The 17,398-nt window shown below is 66.3% G+C and carries 19 protein-coding genes; 5 read left to right on the top strand and 14 right to left on the bottom strand.

Annotation, left to right across the window (positions count from 1 at the left end):
• Window positions 1-156: 156 nt before the first annotated feature.
• From ABL838_RS15320 to ABL838_RS15300, 5 genes are all read left to right on the top strand, one after another.
• Window positions 157-1,005: a DUF6502 family protein gene (locus ABL838_RS15320; RefSeq protein ID WP_418125818.1), complete on the top strand. Its 849-nt coding sequence runs from the start codon at window positions 157-159 to the stop codon at window positions 1,003-1,005.
• Entirely contained in the window at window positions 1,002-2,414 is a 1,413-nt protein-coding gene (locus tag ABL838_RS15315; RefSeq protein ID WP_418125817.1) for a DUF5666 domain-containing protein, read from the top strand. The genes ABL838_RS15320 and ABL838_RS15315 overlap by 4 nt, the downstream gene beginning before the upstream one ends.
• 271 nt (window positions 2,415-2,685) lie before the next feature.
• On the top strand, window positions 2,686-3,165 hold the full coding sequence (locus tag ABL838_RS15310; protein WP_184637939.1) for a hypothetical protein: 480 nt from the start codon (window positions 2,686-2,688) through the stop codon (window positions 3,163-3,165).
• A 327-nt stretch (window positions 3,166-3,492) separates the two neighbouring features.
• On the top strand, window positions 3,493-5,187 hold the full coding sequence (locus ABL838_RS15305) for a sensor histidine kinase (protein WP_418125816.1): 1,695 nt from the start codon (window positions 3,493-3,495) through the stop codon (window positions 5,185-5,187).
• Window positions 5,188-5,263: 76 nt separating this feature from the next.
• Window positions 5,264-5,956: a response regulator gene (locus tag ABL838_RS15300; RefSeq protein WP_418125815.1), complete on the top strand. Its 693-nt coding sequence runs from the start codon at window positions 5,264-5,266 to the stop codon at window positions 5,954-5,956.
• A gap of 76 nt (window positions 5,957-6,032) precedes the next feature.
• Here the strand turns inward: ABL838_RS15300 and ABL838_RS15295 are convergent, their stop codons facing one another.
• The 14 genes from ABL838_RS15295 to ABL838_RS15230 form a co-directional block, all read right to left on the bottom strand.
• The gene (locus ABL838_RS15295; RefSeq protein ID WP_126019750.1) at window positions 6,033-6,947 is read right to left on the bottom strand and encodes a type II secretion system F family protein; all 915 of its coding nucleotides are present in this window, start codon (window positions 6,945-6,947) and stop codon (window positions 6,033-6,035) included.
• Between the two features lie 12 nt (window positions 6,948-6,959).
• Entirely contained in the window at window positions 6,960-7,952 is a 993-nt protein-coding gene (locus ABL838_RS15290) for a type II secretion system F family protein (RefSeq protein WP_418125813.1), read from the bottom strand.
• A gap of 29 nt (window positions 7,953-7,981) precedes the next feature.
• On the bottom strand, window positions 7,982-9,358 hold the full coding sequence (locus tag ABL838_RS15285; protein WP_126019745.1) for a CpaF family protein: 1,377 nt from the start codon (window positions 9,356-9,358) through the stop codon (window positions 7,982-7,984).
• A 59-nt stretch (window positions 9,359-9,417) separates the two neighbouring features.
• On the bottom strand, window positions 9,418-10,569 hold the full coding sequence (locus ABL838_RS15280; RefSeq protein ID WP_418125812.1) for an AAA family ATPase: 1,152 nt from the start codon (window positions 10,567-10,569) through the stop codon (window positions 9,418-9,420).
• Between the two features lie 32 nt (window positions 10,570-10,601).
• Window positions 10,602-11,042: a TadE/TadG family type IV pilus assembly protein gene (locus tag ABL838_RS15275; RefSeq protein WP_418125811.1), complete on the bottom strand. Its 441-nt coding sequence runs from the start codon at window positions 11,040-11,042 to the stop codon at window positions 10,602-10,604.
• The gene (locus ABL838_RS15270; RefSeq protein ID WP_126019737.1) at window positions 11,039-11,497 is read right to left on the bottom strand and encodes a TadE/TadG family type IV pilus assembly protein; all 459 of its coding nucleotides are present in this window, start codon (window positions 11,495-11,497) and stop codon (window positions 11,039-11,041) included. Before ABL838_RS15270 ends, ABL838_RS15275 begins: the two co-directional genes overlap by 4 nt.
• A 16-nt stretch (window positions 11,498-11,513) precedes the next feature.
• Complete coding sequence (locus ABL838_RS15265; RefSeq protein WP_418125810.1) at window positions 11,514-12,779, bottom strand: pilus assembly protein TadG-related protein; 1,266 nt, start codon at window positions 12,777-12,779, stop codon at window positions 11,514-11,516.
• Between the two features lie 73 nt (window positions 12,780-12,852).
• A complete protein-coding gene (locus ABL838_RS15260) occupies window positions 12,853-13,032 on the bottom strand; it encodes a Flp family type IVb pilin (RefSeq protein WP_418125809.1) in 180 nt (59 codons plus the stop codon).
• A gap of 94 nt (window positions 13,033-13,126) precedes the next feature.
• Complete coding sequence (locus ABL838_RS15255; RefSeq protein ID WP_418125808.1) at window positions 13,127-13,336, bottom strand: Flp family type IVb pilin; 210 nt, start codon at window positions 13,334-13,336, stop codon at window positions 13,127-13,129.
• A 147-nt stretch (window positions 13,337-13,483) separates the two neighbouring features.
• Window positions 13,484-13,768 carry a hypothetical protein gene (locus tag ABL838_RS15250; protein ID WP_418125807.1) on the bottom strand — a complete coding sequence of 95 codons (285 nt, stop codon included), beginning with the start codon at window positions 13,766-13,768 and terminating at the stop codon, window positions 13,484-13,486.
• A gap of 11 nt (window positions 13,769-13,779) precedes the next feature.
• Entirely contained in the window at window positions 13,780-15,279 is a 1,500-nt protein-coding gene (locus ABL838_RS15245) for a type II and III secretion system protein family protein (protein WP_418125867.1), read from the bottom strand.
• Between the two features lie 98 nt (window positions 15,280-15,377).
• Window positions 15,378-16,223 (bottom strand): Flp pilus assembly protein CpaB, encoded by an 846-nt coding sequence (cpaB, locus tag ABL838_RS15240; protein ID WP_126019729.1) that lies wholly within the window; start codon window positions 16,221-16,223, stop codon window positions 15,378-15,380.
• A 48-nt stretch (window positions 16,224-16,271) separates the two neighbouring features.
• Window positions 16,272-16,856, bottom strand: coding sequence for an A24 family peptidase (locus ABL838_RS15235; protein WP_184637954.1), 585 nt, complete (start codon window positions 16,854-16,856; stop codon window positions 16,272-16,274).
• Window positions 16,857-16,872: 16 nt separating this feature from the next.
• Window positions 16,873-17,019 (bottom strand): hypothetical protein, encoded by a 147-nt coding sequence (locus ABL838_RS15230; protein ID WP_165909544.1) that lies wholly within the window; start codon window positions 17,017-17,019, stop codon window positions 16,873-16,875.
• Window positions 17,020-17,398 lie beyond the last annotated feature (379 nt).

The raw sequence follows: 17,398 nt of genomic DNA, 5'->3' as shown, positions 1-17,398 counted from the left end.
GGGTGTTGCTTCTTTACACCCAGCCAATCGGCCGGCAGTAGTCCAAAGCATTCACATTCATACTCTTGCGCAGGACAATTGAAAGCAGATCGCAACTGGCGATCTGTGCCGTCGAACCCTCTTTGAACCGCAGTTTCGGGAATATCGCTCGAATCCATGGAACATCGGCTGGACTGGACCCTTGCTGCCTGCGCCCGGATTCTCCGGCCGGTGGTCAGGCTCGCGCTCGCCATGGGGGTGAAGCACCCTCACCTCGAGGAACTGCTGCGCGACCTGCTGATCGAGGAAGCCCAGCGCAGCTGGCGCAACCAGGGGGTGGCCAACCCGAACCTGAGCCAGCTTTCGGTGACGACCGGGCTCAACCGCAAGGCGGTGACTGCCAAGGTCAGGGCAACCACTGATCCCCTGCCCCACACCGAGCTGTCGGCTGCAGCCAAGACTTTCACGTTGTGGTTGCAGATGCTTACTAAAGATGACACTTACCGGCGCCTGCCCATCACGGCGGGCCACGACGCGCCCTCCTTCGAGGCCGTCGCGCGCATGAGCAGCCGCGGCAACGTGCATCACCGCACCATCCTCGACGAACTGGTGCGCCTGAACATGGTGAGCGAGGACGAGGACAAGGGCGTGGTCGAGCTCACGACGGACGGCTTCGTGCCGGTGGAAGACCTGCAGTCGATGCTGGCCTTCCTGGGCGACAACGGGCGGGACCACCTGCTGGCGGCCGTCGCCAACACGCTGGGCGAGGAGCCCAGGATGCTGGAACGCGCGGTGTACGCGCGCGGGCTCACGCTTGCGGAATGCGAGCAGATCCAGCGGCTCGTGCGCGAGCGCTGGACGGCGCTGCATCACGAACTGGCGCAGGAAATGTCACGGGCGGTCGACGAGGCCCCCGGCGGTGCGAAGGGACGCATCCGTGTCGGCATCTACACCTACTACGAGGACGAGCGGACCGAGCGCACGCCAGCGCCGCCGCCGTCGGAAGAAAGAGGGCCCAAGCCATGAGCACGATGAAGACGCCTCGAAGGCTCCTGCTCGGACTCCTGTCCGCCGGTTTCCTGGCGCTGCTGCTTTCGTGCGGCGGGGGCGGAGGCGGTGGAGGCAGCGGCGGCTCCATCGCTGGCTTCGACGTCGGCACCGGTAGCGCGCCCGCGGCGACTGCAACCGGGGGCGACTCCACCGGAACCGGAACGGGTTCGGGTTCGGGTTCGGGGACCGGGTCAGGAACCGGTGCCGCAGGAGATTCCGGCGGCACGGGCGGCACGGGAAGCACCGGTGGCGACGCCGGCGCAGGCACGAGCACCGCCGGCAACAGCAACACCGACGGCTCCGGCGTGGGCTCGGGCGGCACCGGCGTGACGGCGGATGCCGCCGGCATCGGTGCTGCGGACGGCCTGGGCAGCATCATCCTCAATGGCCTGCGCTACGACACCGACAGCGCGACCTTCACCATCGAGGACGCGACCGGACTGCAGATCGGCATGAGCGCGCGGGTCGCGGGCAAGGTCGACGACAACTTCACGAGCGGCATCGCCAACCAGGTGGTCTCCGCGGCCGAGTTGCGGGGCGCGGTCTCGAACATCGATGTTCCTGCCGGCACCTTCGTCGTGATGGGCATCGGCGTCAGCATCGACTCGGCCACGGTCTGGGGCGACGCGAACGGCCTGGCCGACGTCAAGGCGGGCAGCATCATCCAGGTGTGGGGCCTGCCGGGCGCGCCCGGCACGCTGCGGGCCACGCGCATCCAGGTCTCGCCCACGGTGGCCGACCCGCTTGCCACGGGCGCGGTGCAGAGCCTCGACAAGGCGCACAAGACCTTCATGCTCGGCCAGCTGACGGTCAACTACGGCACGGCCGTCTTCGCGGGGCTGGATGAATCGTCGCTCGCCAATGGCGTCGTCGTTCGCGCCCGGGGCACCACTGCGCCGGTCGGCGGCGTGCTCACGGCCACGAAAGTCCAGGGCTGGTACGCCATTCCGACGAGCGACGGCGTGGCGGTCCAACTCGCGGGCGTCATCACCGACTTCGTCTCGCGCGGCTCGTTCGGGGTGCTGGGCACGCCGGTCGATGCGACCAACGCGCAGATCACAGGCGGCCCCGTGGGCTCGCTCGGCAACGGCGTGAAGGTCGAAGCCGACGGATTCATGTCGGGCGGCGTGCTGGTGGCGAAGAAGCTGCGCATCCGCAACGTGCCGGGTACGGGCGGACCGGCCTCCTTCACGCTGATCGGTGCCATCGGCGCGTATCGCTCCCCTGCGGACTTCAGGGTGCGCGGCCAGCCGGTGGATGCCGATGCGGCCGTTTTCGAGAACGGAACCAAGTCCGACCTGCGCAACGGCCGGAAGGTCACGGTCGTGGGCGACCGGGTGGTCGACGGCGTGCTGATTGCTCAGCATGTGACGTTCTCGCCCTGAAAACGAGAAATCCTTCACAAAACTAATTCTCGACAAGGTCGAGCGGCAGGAGTACAACGAAATAACTAAAGTGAAAAAATCACATTTAAAGTGTCGAAGTCCTGCCGCCCCCTTCACGACCCAACATCGTGTTACCCCGGCATTCCGCCCGCGGTAACGCTGTTACACGTCCAGAGGCGGCATCCAGGATCGGCGCTGCGATGCGGGCATCCGTCCGCAGGTCCTTCCCATTGCTCGATGTGCACCAACGACGGTGCAGACGGGAGCATGTATGCCGCTCAATCTCCTCCTCCGGCTTCTGCACGAGAAGTTTCCGGTCACGCTCACGGCTGAACCCGACATCAGGCACGCCTCGGTCCTGATGGCCACCGGGCTGGTCGAAGCCGAATTCCATCTCGATCACTTCGGATACCAGCAGTACGAGAGCGCCGTGGTGTTCGACATCACGGAGGAAGGGCATGCGGAAATCGCCAGCCTGAAAGCCGGCGCCGCAGCCATCGCGCTCGAGGACCAGAAATGGCCCGTGATGCCCTTGGACTACCTGCGCAAGATCGGGAATTCGGTCTTCCCGCTGCGCATCGACGATCCGACGGAGATCAATTCGGTGGCGGTGCTGAACGCTGCGGGCATGGTGGAAGCAACCCTGCCCCCGCCCTGCCGGACCAGGCAGAGCCCGCAGAAATTCAGGCAGGCGGTCGTGCTGCGGGTCACGCCGCTGGGCCGTACCGCGCTGGTCGAGCGCCGGGCCTGAAACCAGGAACCCGGTCGCGCCTTTCGCACTGAACAGGTACCCGCAAATAGCGCGCTTCCTGGCAGCCGGCCCGCTCGCCCTCCTCTGCCGCCACCTCGAAACGCCCCGGCCAGAGACGAACGCAACTGAATGCAACAAGAGTCACAAACTGGCGATAGACCTCGGATCCCATTGTTTTCGACTACCAAAGTAGTAATGTGAAACCTTCACATACATCCCTTTCAGGTACGAGGAGTGAATTCCAAAATGACACCGTGCCGCTTCGCCAGCAGCAGCCGCCTTGCGGCCCGCATCGCGTGATGTACCTCCTGCCGGAAATCGTCTTCCATGCTGGCCCACACCACTGCCACCCCCGACGCCGGCATCAGCGTCGCCGCGGATGCGCTCATGGTCTCGCGGATGCGGCTGGTGCTCTCGGTCTCGGCGCTGCTGGCGGTGGTGGTTGATGCCGGGGACCATCGGAACCATGTCGACGGCGCCGTCTGGCTGGCCTTCTGCGGCTACGTGCTGCACAGCCTGCTGGTGTACGCATGCACGCGGATGGGCCGCCCGTACTTCCAGGGCAAGGTCATCCACTGGTCCGACGTACTCTGGTTCACGCTCATCATCTTCGTGACCGACGGCGTACAGAGCCTCTTCTTCCTCTTCTATTTCTTCGCGATCCTCACCTCCGCCTTCCGCTGGGGCTTCGAGGAAGGCGCCCGCGTCACGGTGGCGTCGGTCGCCTCCTTCGCCGCCTGCGGCCTCACCACCAGCACCGGCAACGACGCGCCCCAGTTGCTGATGCGCAGCACCTTCCTGCTGGCGCTCGGCCACATGATCGTGCACTGGGGCGGCTCCAAGCTCGGCCTGCAGCGCCGCCTGGCCCTGCTGGGCGACGTCAGCCAGCTCTCCAACCCGCGCTTCGGCGCCGGCCGCACCATCGCCCGCACCATGGAACGCACGCTGGCCTTCTTCCGGGCCAGCCACTGCATCCTGCTGACTCGCGACACCGCCACCGGCAACTGGGTCTTGCGCACACTGCGCAAGAACGACGCCTGCGAGCACGTCAGCGTCGAGACCATCGGCCGCATCGCCGAATCCCCGCTCATGGCCCTGCCGGCCGACCACACCGTGCTCAGCAACCGCCTGCCCTGGCCGTTGAACCGGCTGTATGCCCAGAGCCACGTCTTCGAGGCTGGTGCCGCAGATGGCTGGCGCGTCGAGGACGAAGAAGGCGCCCGGCGCTGCGAGGCCATCACCGCAATGCTGGAGGCCCGGGCCTTCATCAGCGCTCCGCTGCCCATGCGGCTGGGCGAAGGCCGCGTCTTCGTGTCCTCGCGCGACGGGCTCTTCAACAAGTCCGACGCCCTCTTCCTCACGCACCTCATGGAGCAGATCTTCCCGATCATCGAAACCATCGAGGTGCTGGACCGCATGGCCTCCGAGGCAGCCACCGCGGAGCGTCTGAAGTTCGCGCTCAACCTGCACGACACGGCCGTGCAGCCCTACATCGGTCTGCGCATGGGCCTGTGCGCCCTGCGCAAGAAGGCCACCGCCGACAACCCGCTGAGCGAGGACCTGGAAAAGCTCGCGAGCGTGGCCGACGGCGTCATCGCCGACCTGCGCCGCTATGCCGGCGAAGTCAGGCAAGGCAGCAACAGCAGCCCGGGTGGCCTCGTGCTGCCGCAGTTGCACCGCCAGGCCGCGCGGATCAAGGGCCTCTACGGCATCGACATCGCCGTCGACGTGGACGGCCCGCTGCACCTGGACGACCGGATGACCGCGGAGGTGCTGCAGATGGTCGGCGAAGGCCTCAACAACATCTGCAAGCACACCCAGGCGCGCCACGGCAGCGTGCGCCTGGCCTGCCGCAACGGCCGGCTGCACGTGCGCATCGAGAACGAGGCCGACGGCGAGGAGAGCTTCACCCGCTTCAGGCCCCATTCCATCACCGAACGCGCAGCCGCCCTCGGCGGGCGCGCGCAGGTCCGCCAGTGCGACAGCGGCGGCACCGCCGTGCTGGTGGAAATCCCGATCTGAGCAACAACGACGAATCCCGGCAGCAAGCCGCTGCACCTGCCAAGAGACAAACCAGAGCCGAATCAAGGAGCCCACCATGCAACCAGTTGCCCCCCATCCCATCGGCGTCCTGCTCGTGGACGACCACCAGACCATGCTGTGGGGCCTGTCCAGGCTGATCGACGGGGAGCATCCGCGCATGAAGGTGGTCGGCACCGCCTGCTGCTGCGAGGACGCGGTGGCCACGTCGGAAAGCCTCGCGCCCGACGTCATCGTGCTCGACCTGGACCTCGACGGCCACAGCGCCCTCGACATCCTGCCGAGGCTGGTGTCGAACGACGTCTCGCGCGTCATGGTGCTCACGGGAGAACGCGAACAGCGCACGCTCGACCTGGCGGTCCTGCAAGGCGCACGCGGCGTGATGCGCAAGGACGCGCCGGCGCAACAGGTGATCGACGCCATCGAGCGCGTACACAACGGCGAGCTCTGCATCGACGCCCAGTCTATCGGCCGCGTCTTCTACGAGCTGACCTCGGTGAAGAAGCAGCAGCCCAAGGCCGATCCCGAAGCCGCCAGGCAGGCCAGCCTGACGCACAAGGAGCGCGAGATCATCCACACCGTCGTGAGCGGCAGCGGCGCCTCGAACAAGGCCCTGGCCGCGAAGCTCTTCGTCACCGAGCACACGCTGCGCAACCACCTCACCTCCATCTACCAGAAGCTTGGCGTGAGCAACCGCCTCGAGCTCTACATCTACGCGGTCAAGCACCAGCTCGACGCCGCCCCGCACTGAAGAAGAGAAAAAAGCTCGAAGCCCTGCGCGCCGTCTCCGGCGCGCAGGGCTTTTTTGATCGGAAGGCCGAAAGCGCTCAGGTCCCGTTGAGCATCGGCATGATCATCCGGATGATGCGGATCGCCGCCGGCGTCAGGATCACCAGCGAGATGCACGGGAAGATGCACAGCACCAGCGGCAGCAGCATCTTGGTGGGCACCTTCGCCGCCAGTTCCTCGGCGCGCACATGGCGCTTGTGGCGCAGGTCCTCGGAGAACACCCGCAGCGATTCACCGATGCTGGTGCCGAAGCGGTCCGCCTGCGTCAACATGGTCGCGAAGGTCCCGATCTCCTCCACGCCCGTGCGCAGCGCCAGGTTGCGCAGCGACTTCTCGCGCGTGGCGCCGGCGCGCATCTCCAGGTTGGTCCAGTGCAGTTCCTGCGCCAGCGCCGCGCTCTTGACCTGGATTTCCTCCGTGACCTTGACCAGCCCGGCATCCAGCCCGAGGCCGGCTTCGACGCACACCAGCATCAGATCGGCGGCATCCGGAAAATTCTCGAAAATCTCCCGGCGGCGCGAGCGGATCATCAGACGCAGCACCAGGTTGGGCAGGTAGCAGCCGGCCAGCGCCGCCACCGCGAGCCACAGCAGCATCACCGTGCTGTCTTCGGCGGCCCCCGTCGCCCTCAGTCCGACGTACGCCAGCGCGGCAAGGCCCAGCGGCAGCAGCGTCTTCGTGCCGAAATACACGAGGTAGGCGTCCGGATGGCGGATGCCCGCGTTCAGGAAGCGCACGCGCAGCGGCGACAGCTCGGCATCGCTGGTCGGTGATGAAAGCTGCGCGAACGGCCCGACGATCTTGACGGCCTTCTCGGTCCAGGCCGACTTGCCCGCTGGCATCGCCACTGCCTGCAGGCGCTGCTCGGTGCGCGTCGGCGACAGCCATACGGCCATTCCGATGATCGCCAGCGACACGGCCACGAAGACGAGGATGGGAAACAGCATGGTCATGGCTCTTCTCCTTCAGACGCGGATCTTCACTATCTTGCGCAGCAGCACGACGCCCACAAGCATCACCACCAGCATGTACTTGATCACCATCTGCCCGATCGGGTCGGTCCACAGCGGCGACATGAATTCGGGGTTGAACACGTTCATGAGCGCGGCGAGTGCGAACGGCATCAGCCCGAGGATCCAGGCCGACAGCCGTCCTTCCGAGGACAGCACCCGCACCCGCGCGAGCAGCTTGAGCCGTTCGCGGATCAGCCGGCTGAGGTTGCCCAGCACTTCCGTCAGGTTGCCGCCCGAATCGCGCTGGATCAGCACCGACACCACGAAGTAGCGCAGGTCGGTCAGCGGCACACGCTCGCTGAGGTTGGTCAGGGCCTGCTGCAGCGAGACGCCGAAGTTCACCTCGTCGGCGACCATGCGGAACTCGCTGGCGATCGGATCCGCCATTTCGTCTCCGATCATCTGCACGCCGCTGGCGAAAGAATGCCCGGCACGCAACGCACGCGTCACCAGGTCCAGCGCCTCGGGCAGCTGCTTTTCCATGCGTGTCAGCCGGCGGCTGCGCTGGCGCTGCAGGTAGAGCAGCGGCAGTACCGCCAGGCAGCCTCCCGCCACCAGCGCCACCAGGAGCGACTGGTGCACCATCACCATCGCGGCGAAGAAGCCGAGCACACCCAGCACGCAGGAAATCAGCAGGAAGCTGGAAACCGTCCAGTCCAGCCCGGCCTGCAGGATGAAGCGGTCCAGCCGGTGCGCCCGCGGCAGCGTGAGCAGCAGGCGCTGCATCCACGGCACCTCGCTGAGCATGCGCTCCTTGGCCAGGTGGGCCTGCGGCGTGCGGTCGACCGCGGCCGAGAACGCCTGCAGCCTCTTCTCGATCTTGCGTGCCTCGGGCCCCTTGTAGGAGCGCCACAGCATGTAGAGCCCCTCGAGCATGAGCAGCACGGTCACGAACACCAGCACGGTGACGGTGATGAGGGTGTTGCCCCCCAGGTTGTTGAGCATGATGGCCTCCTGTTCCTTGCCTGGTCAGGTCATTCGTAGTGCTTGCTCGGGTCGAACATCGTGTCCGGCAGTTCCACGCCGTAGGCATGCAGCCGCTCCGCGAACTTCGGCCTGACGCCCGTCGCATGGAAGTGCCCGCGCACCTGGCCGTCGGGCCCCATGCCGGTCTGGTGGAAGCTGAAGATCTCCTGCATCGTGACCACCTCGCCTTCCATGCCGGTGATCTCCTGGATGCTCGTGACCTTGCGCCGCCCGTCCACCAGCCGCAGCACCTGCACGATCACGGTGATGGCCGATGCGATCTGCTGGCGCACCGTGCGGTGCGGCAGGTTCAGGTTGGCCATGCCGATCATGTTCTCCAGCCGCGCCAGCGCGTCGCGCGGCGTGTTGGCGTGGATGGTGGTGAGCGAGCCCTCGTGGCCGGTGTTCATGGCCTGCAGCATGTCTACCGCCTCGGCGCCGCGCACCTCGCCGATCACGATGCGGTCGGGCCGCATGCGCAGTGCGTTGCGCACCAGCGCGCGCTGCGTGATCTCGCCCTTGCCCTCGATGTTCATCGGCCGCGTCTCCATGCGCGCCACGTGCGGCTGCTGCAACTGGAGCTCGGCCGCGTCCTCGATGGTGATGATGCGTTCGCTCGGTGGAATGAAGCCCGAGAGGATGTTCAGCAGCGTGGTCTTGCCGGCGCCCGTGCCGCCCGAGATCAGCATGTTGACCTTGGCCTGCGCCAGCCCCTCGAGCATCTTCGCCATCTGCGGCGTCAGCGTCTTGAGCTCGTCCACCAGGTTCTCCATGCGCAGCGGAATCTTCGCGAAACGCCGGATCGACATCATCGGCCCGTCCAGCGCCACCGGCGCGATCACCGCGTTCACCCGCGAGCCGTCGGGCAGCCGCGCATCGACCATCGGGCTCGACTCGTCGATGCGCCGCCCCACCAGCGAGACGATCTTGTCGATGATGCGCAGCAGGTGCTTCTCGTCGGTGAAGCTCACGTTGGTCAGCTCCAGCCGGCCCCGGCGCTCCACGTAGATCTTCTCGTGCGAGTTGACCAGGATGTCCGAGACCGACGGGTCGGCCATCAGCAGCTCGATCGGCCCGAAGCCCAGCATCTCGTGCTGGATGTCGCGGATCAGCGTGCGCCGCTCGATGTCGTTGAGCGCCTCGGGCTCCTCCTGCAGCAGCCGCGTGGTCATGGTCGAGATTTCCTGGCGCAGCACGTCGGGCTTCAGGGTCTCGAGCGCCGCGAGGTCGAAGCGCTCCAGCAGCTTCAGGTGCATGCGCTCCTTCAGCAACTTGTAGGCATCCGAGGCAAAGGGCGACACCGCCTGTTCGGCGGAGTGCCCCACCGGCCGCGCGGTGGCACCTGCATCGGTTTCGACGGCACTGAGCTGTTCTCTGAATGACATGGGGACCTGCCTTGCTGTTGATTGAAATGACTGGCTGCCGGGCTCCGATCAGGCGCCGATCAAGCGCGGCGGAAGAGCCGCCCGATGAAGCCGGGCTCCGCCTCCTGCCGGGGGCTGAGCGTGTGCGCGATGTCCGCCAGCTTTCTTGCGAGTGCGCTGCCTCGTGCCATCTCCGCCAGCGGCACGCCGCGGTTGATGGATGCATCCACGTCCTTGCCGCCGTCGGGCACCACCGTGAGCGTCGCGCCCACCAGCGAGCGCCGCATGTCCGACAGGCCGATCTCCCCGCCGCCGGCGCTGCGGTTCACCAGCAGCTCGACCTTGCCGGGCTGGTAGCCCAGCGACTTGAAGACATGCATCAGCCGCGTCACGTTGCGGATGTGCGGCAAGCTGGGCTGCAGCACCGGAAAGATGCGGTCGGCGCGGTCCAGCACGCGGATTGCGAGCGTGTCGATGCGCGGGCCCAGGTCGAACAGTACGAAGTCGTACATGCCCTGCGCGACGTGCAGGATCGCGTCGACGTGCTCGGCCTTCACGTCCATCGCGCGCGAGATGTCCTCCGGCGCCGGAAGGATGCTGAAAGTCGGCGACACCTTCGCCACGCTCGCCGCGAGCAGCGAGGCGTCGAGCCGGCCGATGTCGCGGGCCACGTCCGCCATCGTCGAGGTGGGCCGCAGGTCGCTCACATACGACAGCGCGTCGCCGAACTGCAGGTTCAGGTCCACCAGCAGAACCGATCGGTCCTTCGAGAGTTGGTGCGCGATGTTGGTGGCCAGGAAGGTCGCCCCGCTGCCGCCCTTGCAGGGCATGAAGGCCACCACCTGACCCGGCGCGCGCGCCTGCGTGCCGGCCATCTTCTGCGCGATGCGCTCCACGGCTGCCTCCAGCGCGGCGGTGTCGGCCGGCGACGGCAGCACCTCACGCACGCCCGCGCGCATCGCGTGGATCAGGAACTCGGGCGTCTGCATCGCGCACAGCAGCACCACCGAGATCGCCGGGTGCTGCAGCGTGAGCTTTTCCACCAGGCTGAGCTCCTGCGGGTCGCAGCACATGCCGTCGACCAGCAGCAACTCGGGAGCCGCCTTCTCGACGACCCACTGCATCCGGCTCTTGCCGCCCTCGAAAAGCGACACGATGTGCGAGCGCGCCTCCAGCACCTTGCGCATGTCCTGCAGGTGGTTGGCGTTGGGGGAAATGATGGAGATCTTCATAGTCGTGTCCGTTGCGTTGGATTGCTGGATGGCTAGGAACAGATCGAGGCGCTGTTCGGGTCCTTGCGCATGACCTCGCGCGGCAGGTAGGTGGAAAAGCCCGGCATCTGAATCAGCGGCGCGGTCGCGTATGCGATGGGCGAGATCCACTGGTAGTTGAGCCCGGTGATGCTCACCGTCACACCTTCGCAGGTCGCGGCCGTGCAGCCCGAGGGCGACCACGCCACCGACACGGTGCTGATCTGCGGCAGCAGCGCCGTCATGCGCGCAAGCACCAGGGCCTGCTGGGCCGTGTCGTCGCACACCACCGCGTAGCGGGCGCCGGCGCGCGTGGCCTCCTGGGCGGCGTTCCAGGTGAAAAGCATGCGAGCGAAGTCCACGATGCCCAGCGTGAACATGAGGAAGATGATCAGGCCCAGGGCGAACTCGACCGTCGTGGCCCCGCGGTTGCGGCGGGAGGTGCTTCTTCTCATGATGGCGCCCTCATGCTGGCGGTGATGTCGCTGAAGGCGATGTTGCCGTTCGCATCCGCGAAGACGACGCCCATCACCGAAGGGAACATCGAATGAAAGGTGTAGCCGCTGACCCGGATCGTCACCGTGGTGATGATCGGCGCCGCGCCGGCCGACTGCCAGGTGCAGCAGGTGCCGGCCGGCACGTTCGACAGGCTCAGTCCGCGCGCCAGCGGCGAGCCAGTGCCTGCTGTGTTGCCGTAGACCACCAGGTTGCGCGCCTCGGTGATCTTCGTGCCCGGCGTCTGCACCGACATGTAGCGCACCGCGTCGCGCGTCGACTTGACCACCGCGTTGTATTCGTACATCGCGCGGCCGAACTCTGTGGTGATGAAGGTCAGCAACAGCAGCAGCGGGATGATCAGCGCGAGTTCGACAAGCGCTACGCCCTGCTGTGCACGACGAGACGGCTTCATGGCGTGCCTCCTCTTCCTATCTCACCAGGACCGGAACCAGCGGCCCGGCCGATCCGCCCGCCAGCCCGCTGGTGGTGCAGGGGCTGCCGGCGGCGCCGGCGTTGCCGAGGAATTCCAGCTGCACGTCGGTCATCGGAATGCTCAGCGGCTGCAGCATCAGCATGCAGAGGTAGTCGATCACGTGGTTGCCGCCATCGATGACCGGTACCGTCACGAAGCGGCGGTCGAGGCCGTACTGCATGTGGCCGCCGGCGATATTGCCGGGGTTGGCCAGCTTCTGGAAGCTGTTGAGCGACAGCCCGGTGATCGATTCGCAGCTGTTCGCGCCCTTCACCTTCGTGCCGGTATCGGCGCACGACGCGAAGGCGGCGCGCTTAGTCAGGTAGTTCTGACCAGTCCCTGAGCCCGGGGATGGGCCGTTGTAGGCGTTGAACTGCGCGGGCCAGTTGAGCGAGGTATAGGCGTAGCCGGTGTAGTCGGGCCGCGCCGTGCTCGGGTCGCTGGTGTTCTTGTAGATGCCGAAGCGCTGGTTCCACACGTCGGCCACCGAGGTCTGCACGCCAGGAGTGCCGATCGTGTCGCCGACCTTGGCGCCGCATCGGCCGTTGAGCTCGGCTTCGGTTTCCGAAGCACTGTTGCTGCCGTCGAGATTGGCCCAGCCGATTTGCCCGCCGGCGGCGGCGTTCTGCGCCATGATGAGCGTCACCCACTCGCCGACCACGAAGCCATAGTTCGGCGCTACGCCACCGGTCTTGGGCTTCGCCGCTACGGGAATGGGACACGCGCTCTGCGCGCTGGCACGGGTGGCAACCGCGCTCGCCGCGACGCTGCGAGTCGCCGGGTTGCCGGCGGTATCGCCCGAGAAGGCCCCCATCGCCTTCATGAGCCAGATGTTGATGTTCGGCTGCGTGTGCGTGCACTGGGCATACCGCGCCAGCGCGGGCGTCGTGGTGACGGCGTAGGACGCATCGCGGAAAGTGATGTCGGCCGCGACGATCTGACCCTGGCCGCTCCAGGTGCTCGATTGCATGTTCACGCGGTTGGCATTGCCGGCGGTCTGGCCTGCGCTCGTTGCACGGGTGATCGCCGTGCCCTGTCCGTCGAGCTCGCGCGCAGCGGACAGGGCGCAGCTGTCTACAGCTGTCTGCAGCTCGGTCTTGACCACGAACAGATGCCCGAAGTCCAGGGCGATGCCCATGAATCCAAGGAGGAACAACAGAATCAGCGCCGCAGTGATGATCATCGCGCCGCACTGGCGGCGCTTGGAGCTGTTGGCTTGCATGATGGGTCTTTCTTGGATCTGCATCGGAAAGCAGGGCCGAACCCGACGACCTGCTCTCCTCCGCAGAAAGGCGTCAGCTGCAAGTCGTCAGAGTCAGGCACTTGCCGACACGATCGATGAAGCTCGTGAAGCCGCCGTTGTTGGCGGTGAGTGCCTGCAGCGCGACGACCAGAGCAATGGAGACCACGGCAATGATCAGTGCGTACTCCACGACCTGAGCACCGCTTTCGTCTTTCAGCAATGTCTTGAACATGATGGTGACCTCGGTTCGTTGAAGGAAGATTCACGTGAATCCGGAAATAGTGGAACGAAGCGGGCCAGAGGACCGCCTCCCCCACGTAGACCAATCACACGCAGGGTGCCGATCCGGTCAGGCAGACCGTGACGCGATTGATGAAGGTCGTGAAGCTCCCACCGGTGGTAAGTGCCTTCAGCGCAACAACCAGCGCGATCGAAACGACCGCGATGATCAGCGCGTATTCGACGACCTGAGCGCCCTCTTCTTCGCGCAGGAAGCCTTGGGTCGATTGGCCAATGGCCTTGAGAAAGTTCTTCATGGTTCGTTCCTTTCGAGGTTGAACGGTTGGAAATCAGTTTCGAGAAAGATCGTTGGAGGAAGAAGATTCATTGCAATTCGTGGCGCGCTCCTTTCCAAAAAGACTCGAGTGAGGTGAATCTGTGCATGTGCAAGCCCGGCGTGCGTTTCACTTCGACGTACCACCGATCTGGCCGCCGATGTTGATGACGTTGACCGCCGGCGGCGGCGTCTTGTAAGACTCGTGGTACTGGTTCATTGCCTCGCGCGCGGCGCGGCCATCCATGCCGGCGGCGGGGTCGTTCGTCTTCCCGGCGTCGGGGTTGATCGTCATCTTCCTTTTCGCGTCGCGCACCGCGTCGCCGAAGCGCGCGTCGTAGTTGGGCGTGACGTGCGAGCAGCTGGCGCCGAGGAGGCAGACGAGCGCGACGGTGGTCGTTCTGATGATGAACATGGCGTTGCTCCTCACTTGTTGGTTTCGCTGGCCGGTGCGTCCGGGGCCGGGGTGGAACTCTCCAGAGCTCCGTTGAGATAGACCTCGGCGCGGCTGGGAACGACGTGGTTGTCCGTCGGCACCCGCGGCGATTCGGCCAGCGGACGCACCAGGCGAGGCGTGATGACGAACATCAGCTCGGTCTGCTCGTTCTGGAACTCGGTGCTGCGGAAGAGCGCGCCCATCACCGGCACCTCGCCCAGCCCCGGAAAGCGCTTGATCGACTCCGTCACGTTCGCCTTGATGAGGCCTGCGATGACGAAGCTCTGCCCGTCGTTGAGCTGCACGGTGGTGTCGGCGCGCCGCACCGTCAGCGATGGCAGCACGGCGGTGACGCCGCCGACGGTGGTGAACGGAGAGCCTGTCTGCGACAGGTCCGACACCTCGGACACCATCTTCAGGTTGACCCGGTTGCCGTTGAGCACTGTGGGCGTGAACTTGACCCCGATGCCGAATTCTTTTTCTTCCAGCGTGATGTTCGTTCCGCTACCACCGGCTGCGCTCTGTGAAACCGGAATGAAGATCTTGCCGCCTGACAGGAAGCTGGCCTGCTGGCCGCTGATGGCCATGATGTTCGGCTCCGCGAGGATGCGCACCAGCCCGTCGTCCTTCTGGCCGTCGACGGTCAGCGTGCCGCGGCCGATGCGCAGCGCCTGCACGAGGCCGCCGCCGCCGCTGAGGAAATTCGAGACCAGCGAGGAGGTGTTCAACCCGCTGCTGCTCGTGCGCGAAATGTTGAGGCCGGCGCCCAGCCGGTCGAGCAGCGTCTTGCTGACCTCGGCGATCTTCACTTCGAGCATCACCTGCTGCGGCGTCGCCACGCGAAGCAGGTTCACCACCTTCTTGCCGTCGGCGCCGTAGGCCGAGGCCAGGCTCATCACGTCGTCGAGCTTGAGGGCGTCGCTGATCTCGCCGGTGAGCACGATGGATTTTTCGGCGCTGCGCACCTGGATGCGGCGCTCCTCGGGCATCAGTTCGGCCAGCTTGGACTGCAGGGCCATCGGGTCGATGGTGACGATGACGTCCTTGATGTAGCAGGTGCCATCGGCGCTTTGCAGCACCACGTTCATCGAGCCCGCCTGGCGGCCCCGGAAGAACAGGTCGGTCGGGCTCAGCAGCGTCACGTCGACGTCCGCGACGCCGTCGCTGGTGTTCGCGTTGGCCGCGGGTGCCGCGACGGGCTGCATGCCGGCGGGCACTGCAGCCGCGGCGGCCGCCGGTACAGGTGCGCGGCTCGGCGGCTGGCCGCTGACCACGATGCGCACCACGCGCGCCTTCAGCGGTATGACCACCGACTTGCCCAGCACGGCCTGGGTCGGCTGGTCGTCGGGAATGATGGCGGTGCATCGGCGGCTGCCGTTGGCAGCGGCAGAGGCACTGCTGCTGCCTGCCGCCGCGGCTTGGGTGGTGGCGGTGGCTGCGGCGGGCATGGCGCCCGCGGCCGAGGCGGTTGCCGCGACCTCGGCGCCCATGGCGGGAGCCGCCACTGTCGCGAAGGCCGCCAGCAGGCTGACGAGTGTTGTGGGGATATGGCGCACTTGGTGTTCCTCCTGTCGAATGTCGAACCGGTTCAGAAACAGGTCAGCGAGCTGCCCGCGTGCTGGATGATTTCCACGCACTGGGAAGCCGGCGTCGCGGCGGGGCCCGGGCGATGGGCGCGCGGGCGGGCCGGTGCCGGAGCAGGCGCGGTCGCCGCGACCTGCACGAGTTCCTTGGCGCCGAAGAGCTGGCCCTTGGTGATGCCGTCGGTGGCCACCGTGGTCTTGTCCATCTGGTTGCGAAGCACCAAGGACAGGGTGCCTACGCTGCGGGCCAGGTCGAGCTTCTCGGAGTCCTCGAGCGAGAGTTCGAGGGTGACGGCGCTCACCACCTTCGGCTTGGTGTCGTCGCGGTTGGCTTCCTGCGCCACCGCCAGCACCAGCACCTTCTCGAGCACGGTCTTGCTGATCTGCAGTGCTTCTTCGCCGCGGCCCTTGTCCTGCTGGGCGTTGACCATCACGTCCACGTAGTTGCCCGGCAGCGCGAAGCCCGCCACGCCCACCACGTCGTTGACGCGCACCGTCATCGCCCGCTTGCCGCTGGCGATCACCGCCGAGAGCCCGCCCTGCGTGCCCACCGGCGCCAGCTTTCCTTCGATGACCGCTTCGCCGCGCAGCACGCCGACCTTCACCACGCGCTCGTCCAGCGCCTTGATGTCGCTGAACGCGCCGTTCGGCACCGAGCCGCTGGGCCAGTCGATCGTCGTGAGCATCTGCGGGTTGACGCGGCTGCCCAGCTCGATGTCTACCGCCGCCACCACGACCTTGTTGGACGCGATGCCGCCCTGTTTCGAGATCCACCCCGCCGCATAGACGGCGGCCGCCAGCCCCGTCAGCAGGGCCAGAAGGATCAGCCCGATCGCCTTGATGTTCTTCATGTGAACCTCCGTCGCAGATGAGATGAGATGAAAGGGAAAGTGAAGGGGCTAGACGTAGCCCAGCTGGTGCGCGAGCACTTCGACGACCGTGCCCGCCGCGATGCAGATGCCGTAGGGCAGCCTTCCGATGGACTGGCTGGCGCCGATGCGTCCCGAGGGACGAATGCCGACCATGCCCGACAGCATCACGCCCTGTGCCGCGTCCTTGACGTTGGTCAGCATGCGCACCACGCGGCGCTGGTGGATCGCGAAGACCATGGCCGCCACGCCGCCGGCAATGAAGGTGAAAAGCACCGCCATCAGCGCCTGCTCAGGCCCGATGAAGGCGCCGGCCATGGCCATCAGCTTCACGTCGCCGGCGCCCATCACTCCGATCACGTAGAACGGCACCATCGCCGCGAAGCCCACGCCCAGCCCGCCGAATGCGCTTGCGGCCCCCACGGCGGGGGTGCGCGCGGCCAGCGTTCCGTAGACCAGCGCGAAGAGCGCGCCGCCGAAGGTCAGCCAGTTGGGGATGCGGTAGGAGCGCCAGTCGCTCACGGCGGCCGTGGCCAGCAGCGCCAGCAGCACGAGCATGCGAAGGTCGGTGGCCAGCATCGCCAGCAGTTCGAGAACGGCGTCGAGTTCCTGCATGTCGGTCTCCACGGGTTCAGGCAGTGCGCCGGATGGCGAGCAGCAGGAGCAGGCACACGACCATCACCAGCGCGCCGATGAGCGCGAACTCCATGAACGACATGCCGGCGTCTTCGCGCAGCAGGTTCATGAAGGTCGTCGGCAGCAGTGCGAGCAGTTCCATGCGTATCCCCTGGTTGTAGTGACCGGCCTGGAGCGCCTGTTGCCCGGCTTGAGCTTCGGCGTTCGGCCATGGGGATGAATGTAGAAATCGGCCCGCTTTCGCACATGAGCAAGGCGCCCTTTTGTGGGGGAGTCAAAAACCCCGCCCGCGCGGGCCAGGAAGCAGGACAAAGCGCCCGGGTGCGGCGTGACAACGGATAGATGGCCGAACGGAGGGTCTGAAGGCCCGGCCGCCGCCGTCCGGCGCGGCCGCGGTAAAGCGCTGCGCAAGGCTTTTGCAAGCGTGGACACGGGGATACCCGAAGCGCCGCCGCAGATTCGATTACTTCGGTTGCATCTGGTTTCTAGCGCCCTTGATGCCTCCTCGAATCCCGCGATTC

This window comes from Variovorax sp. 160MFSha2.1 (assembly GCF_048305075.1).
Lineage (GTDB): Bacteria > Pseudomonadota > Gammaproteobacteria > Burkholderiales > Burkholderiaceae_C > Variovorax > Variovorax guangxiensis.
Note: the sequence above shows the minus strand (reverse complement) of the source record. Positions and strands in the feature narration are given on the sequence as shown.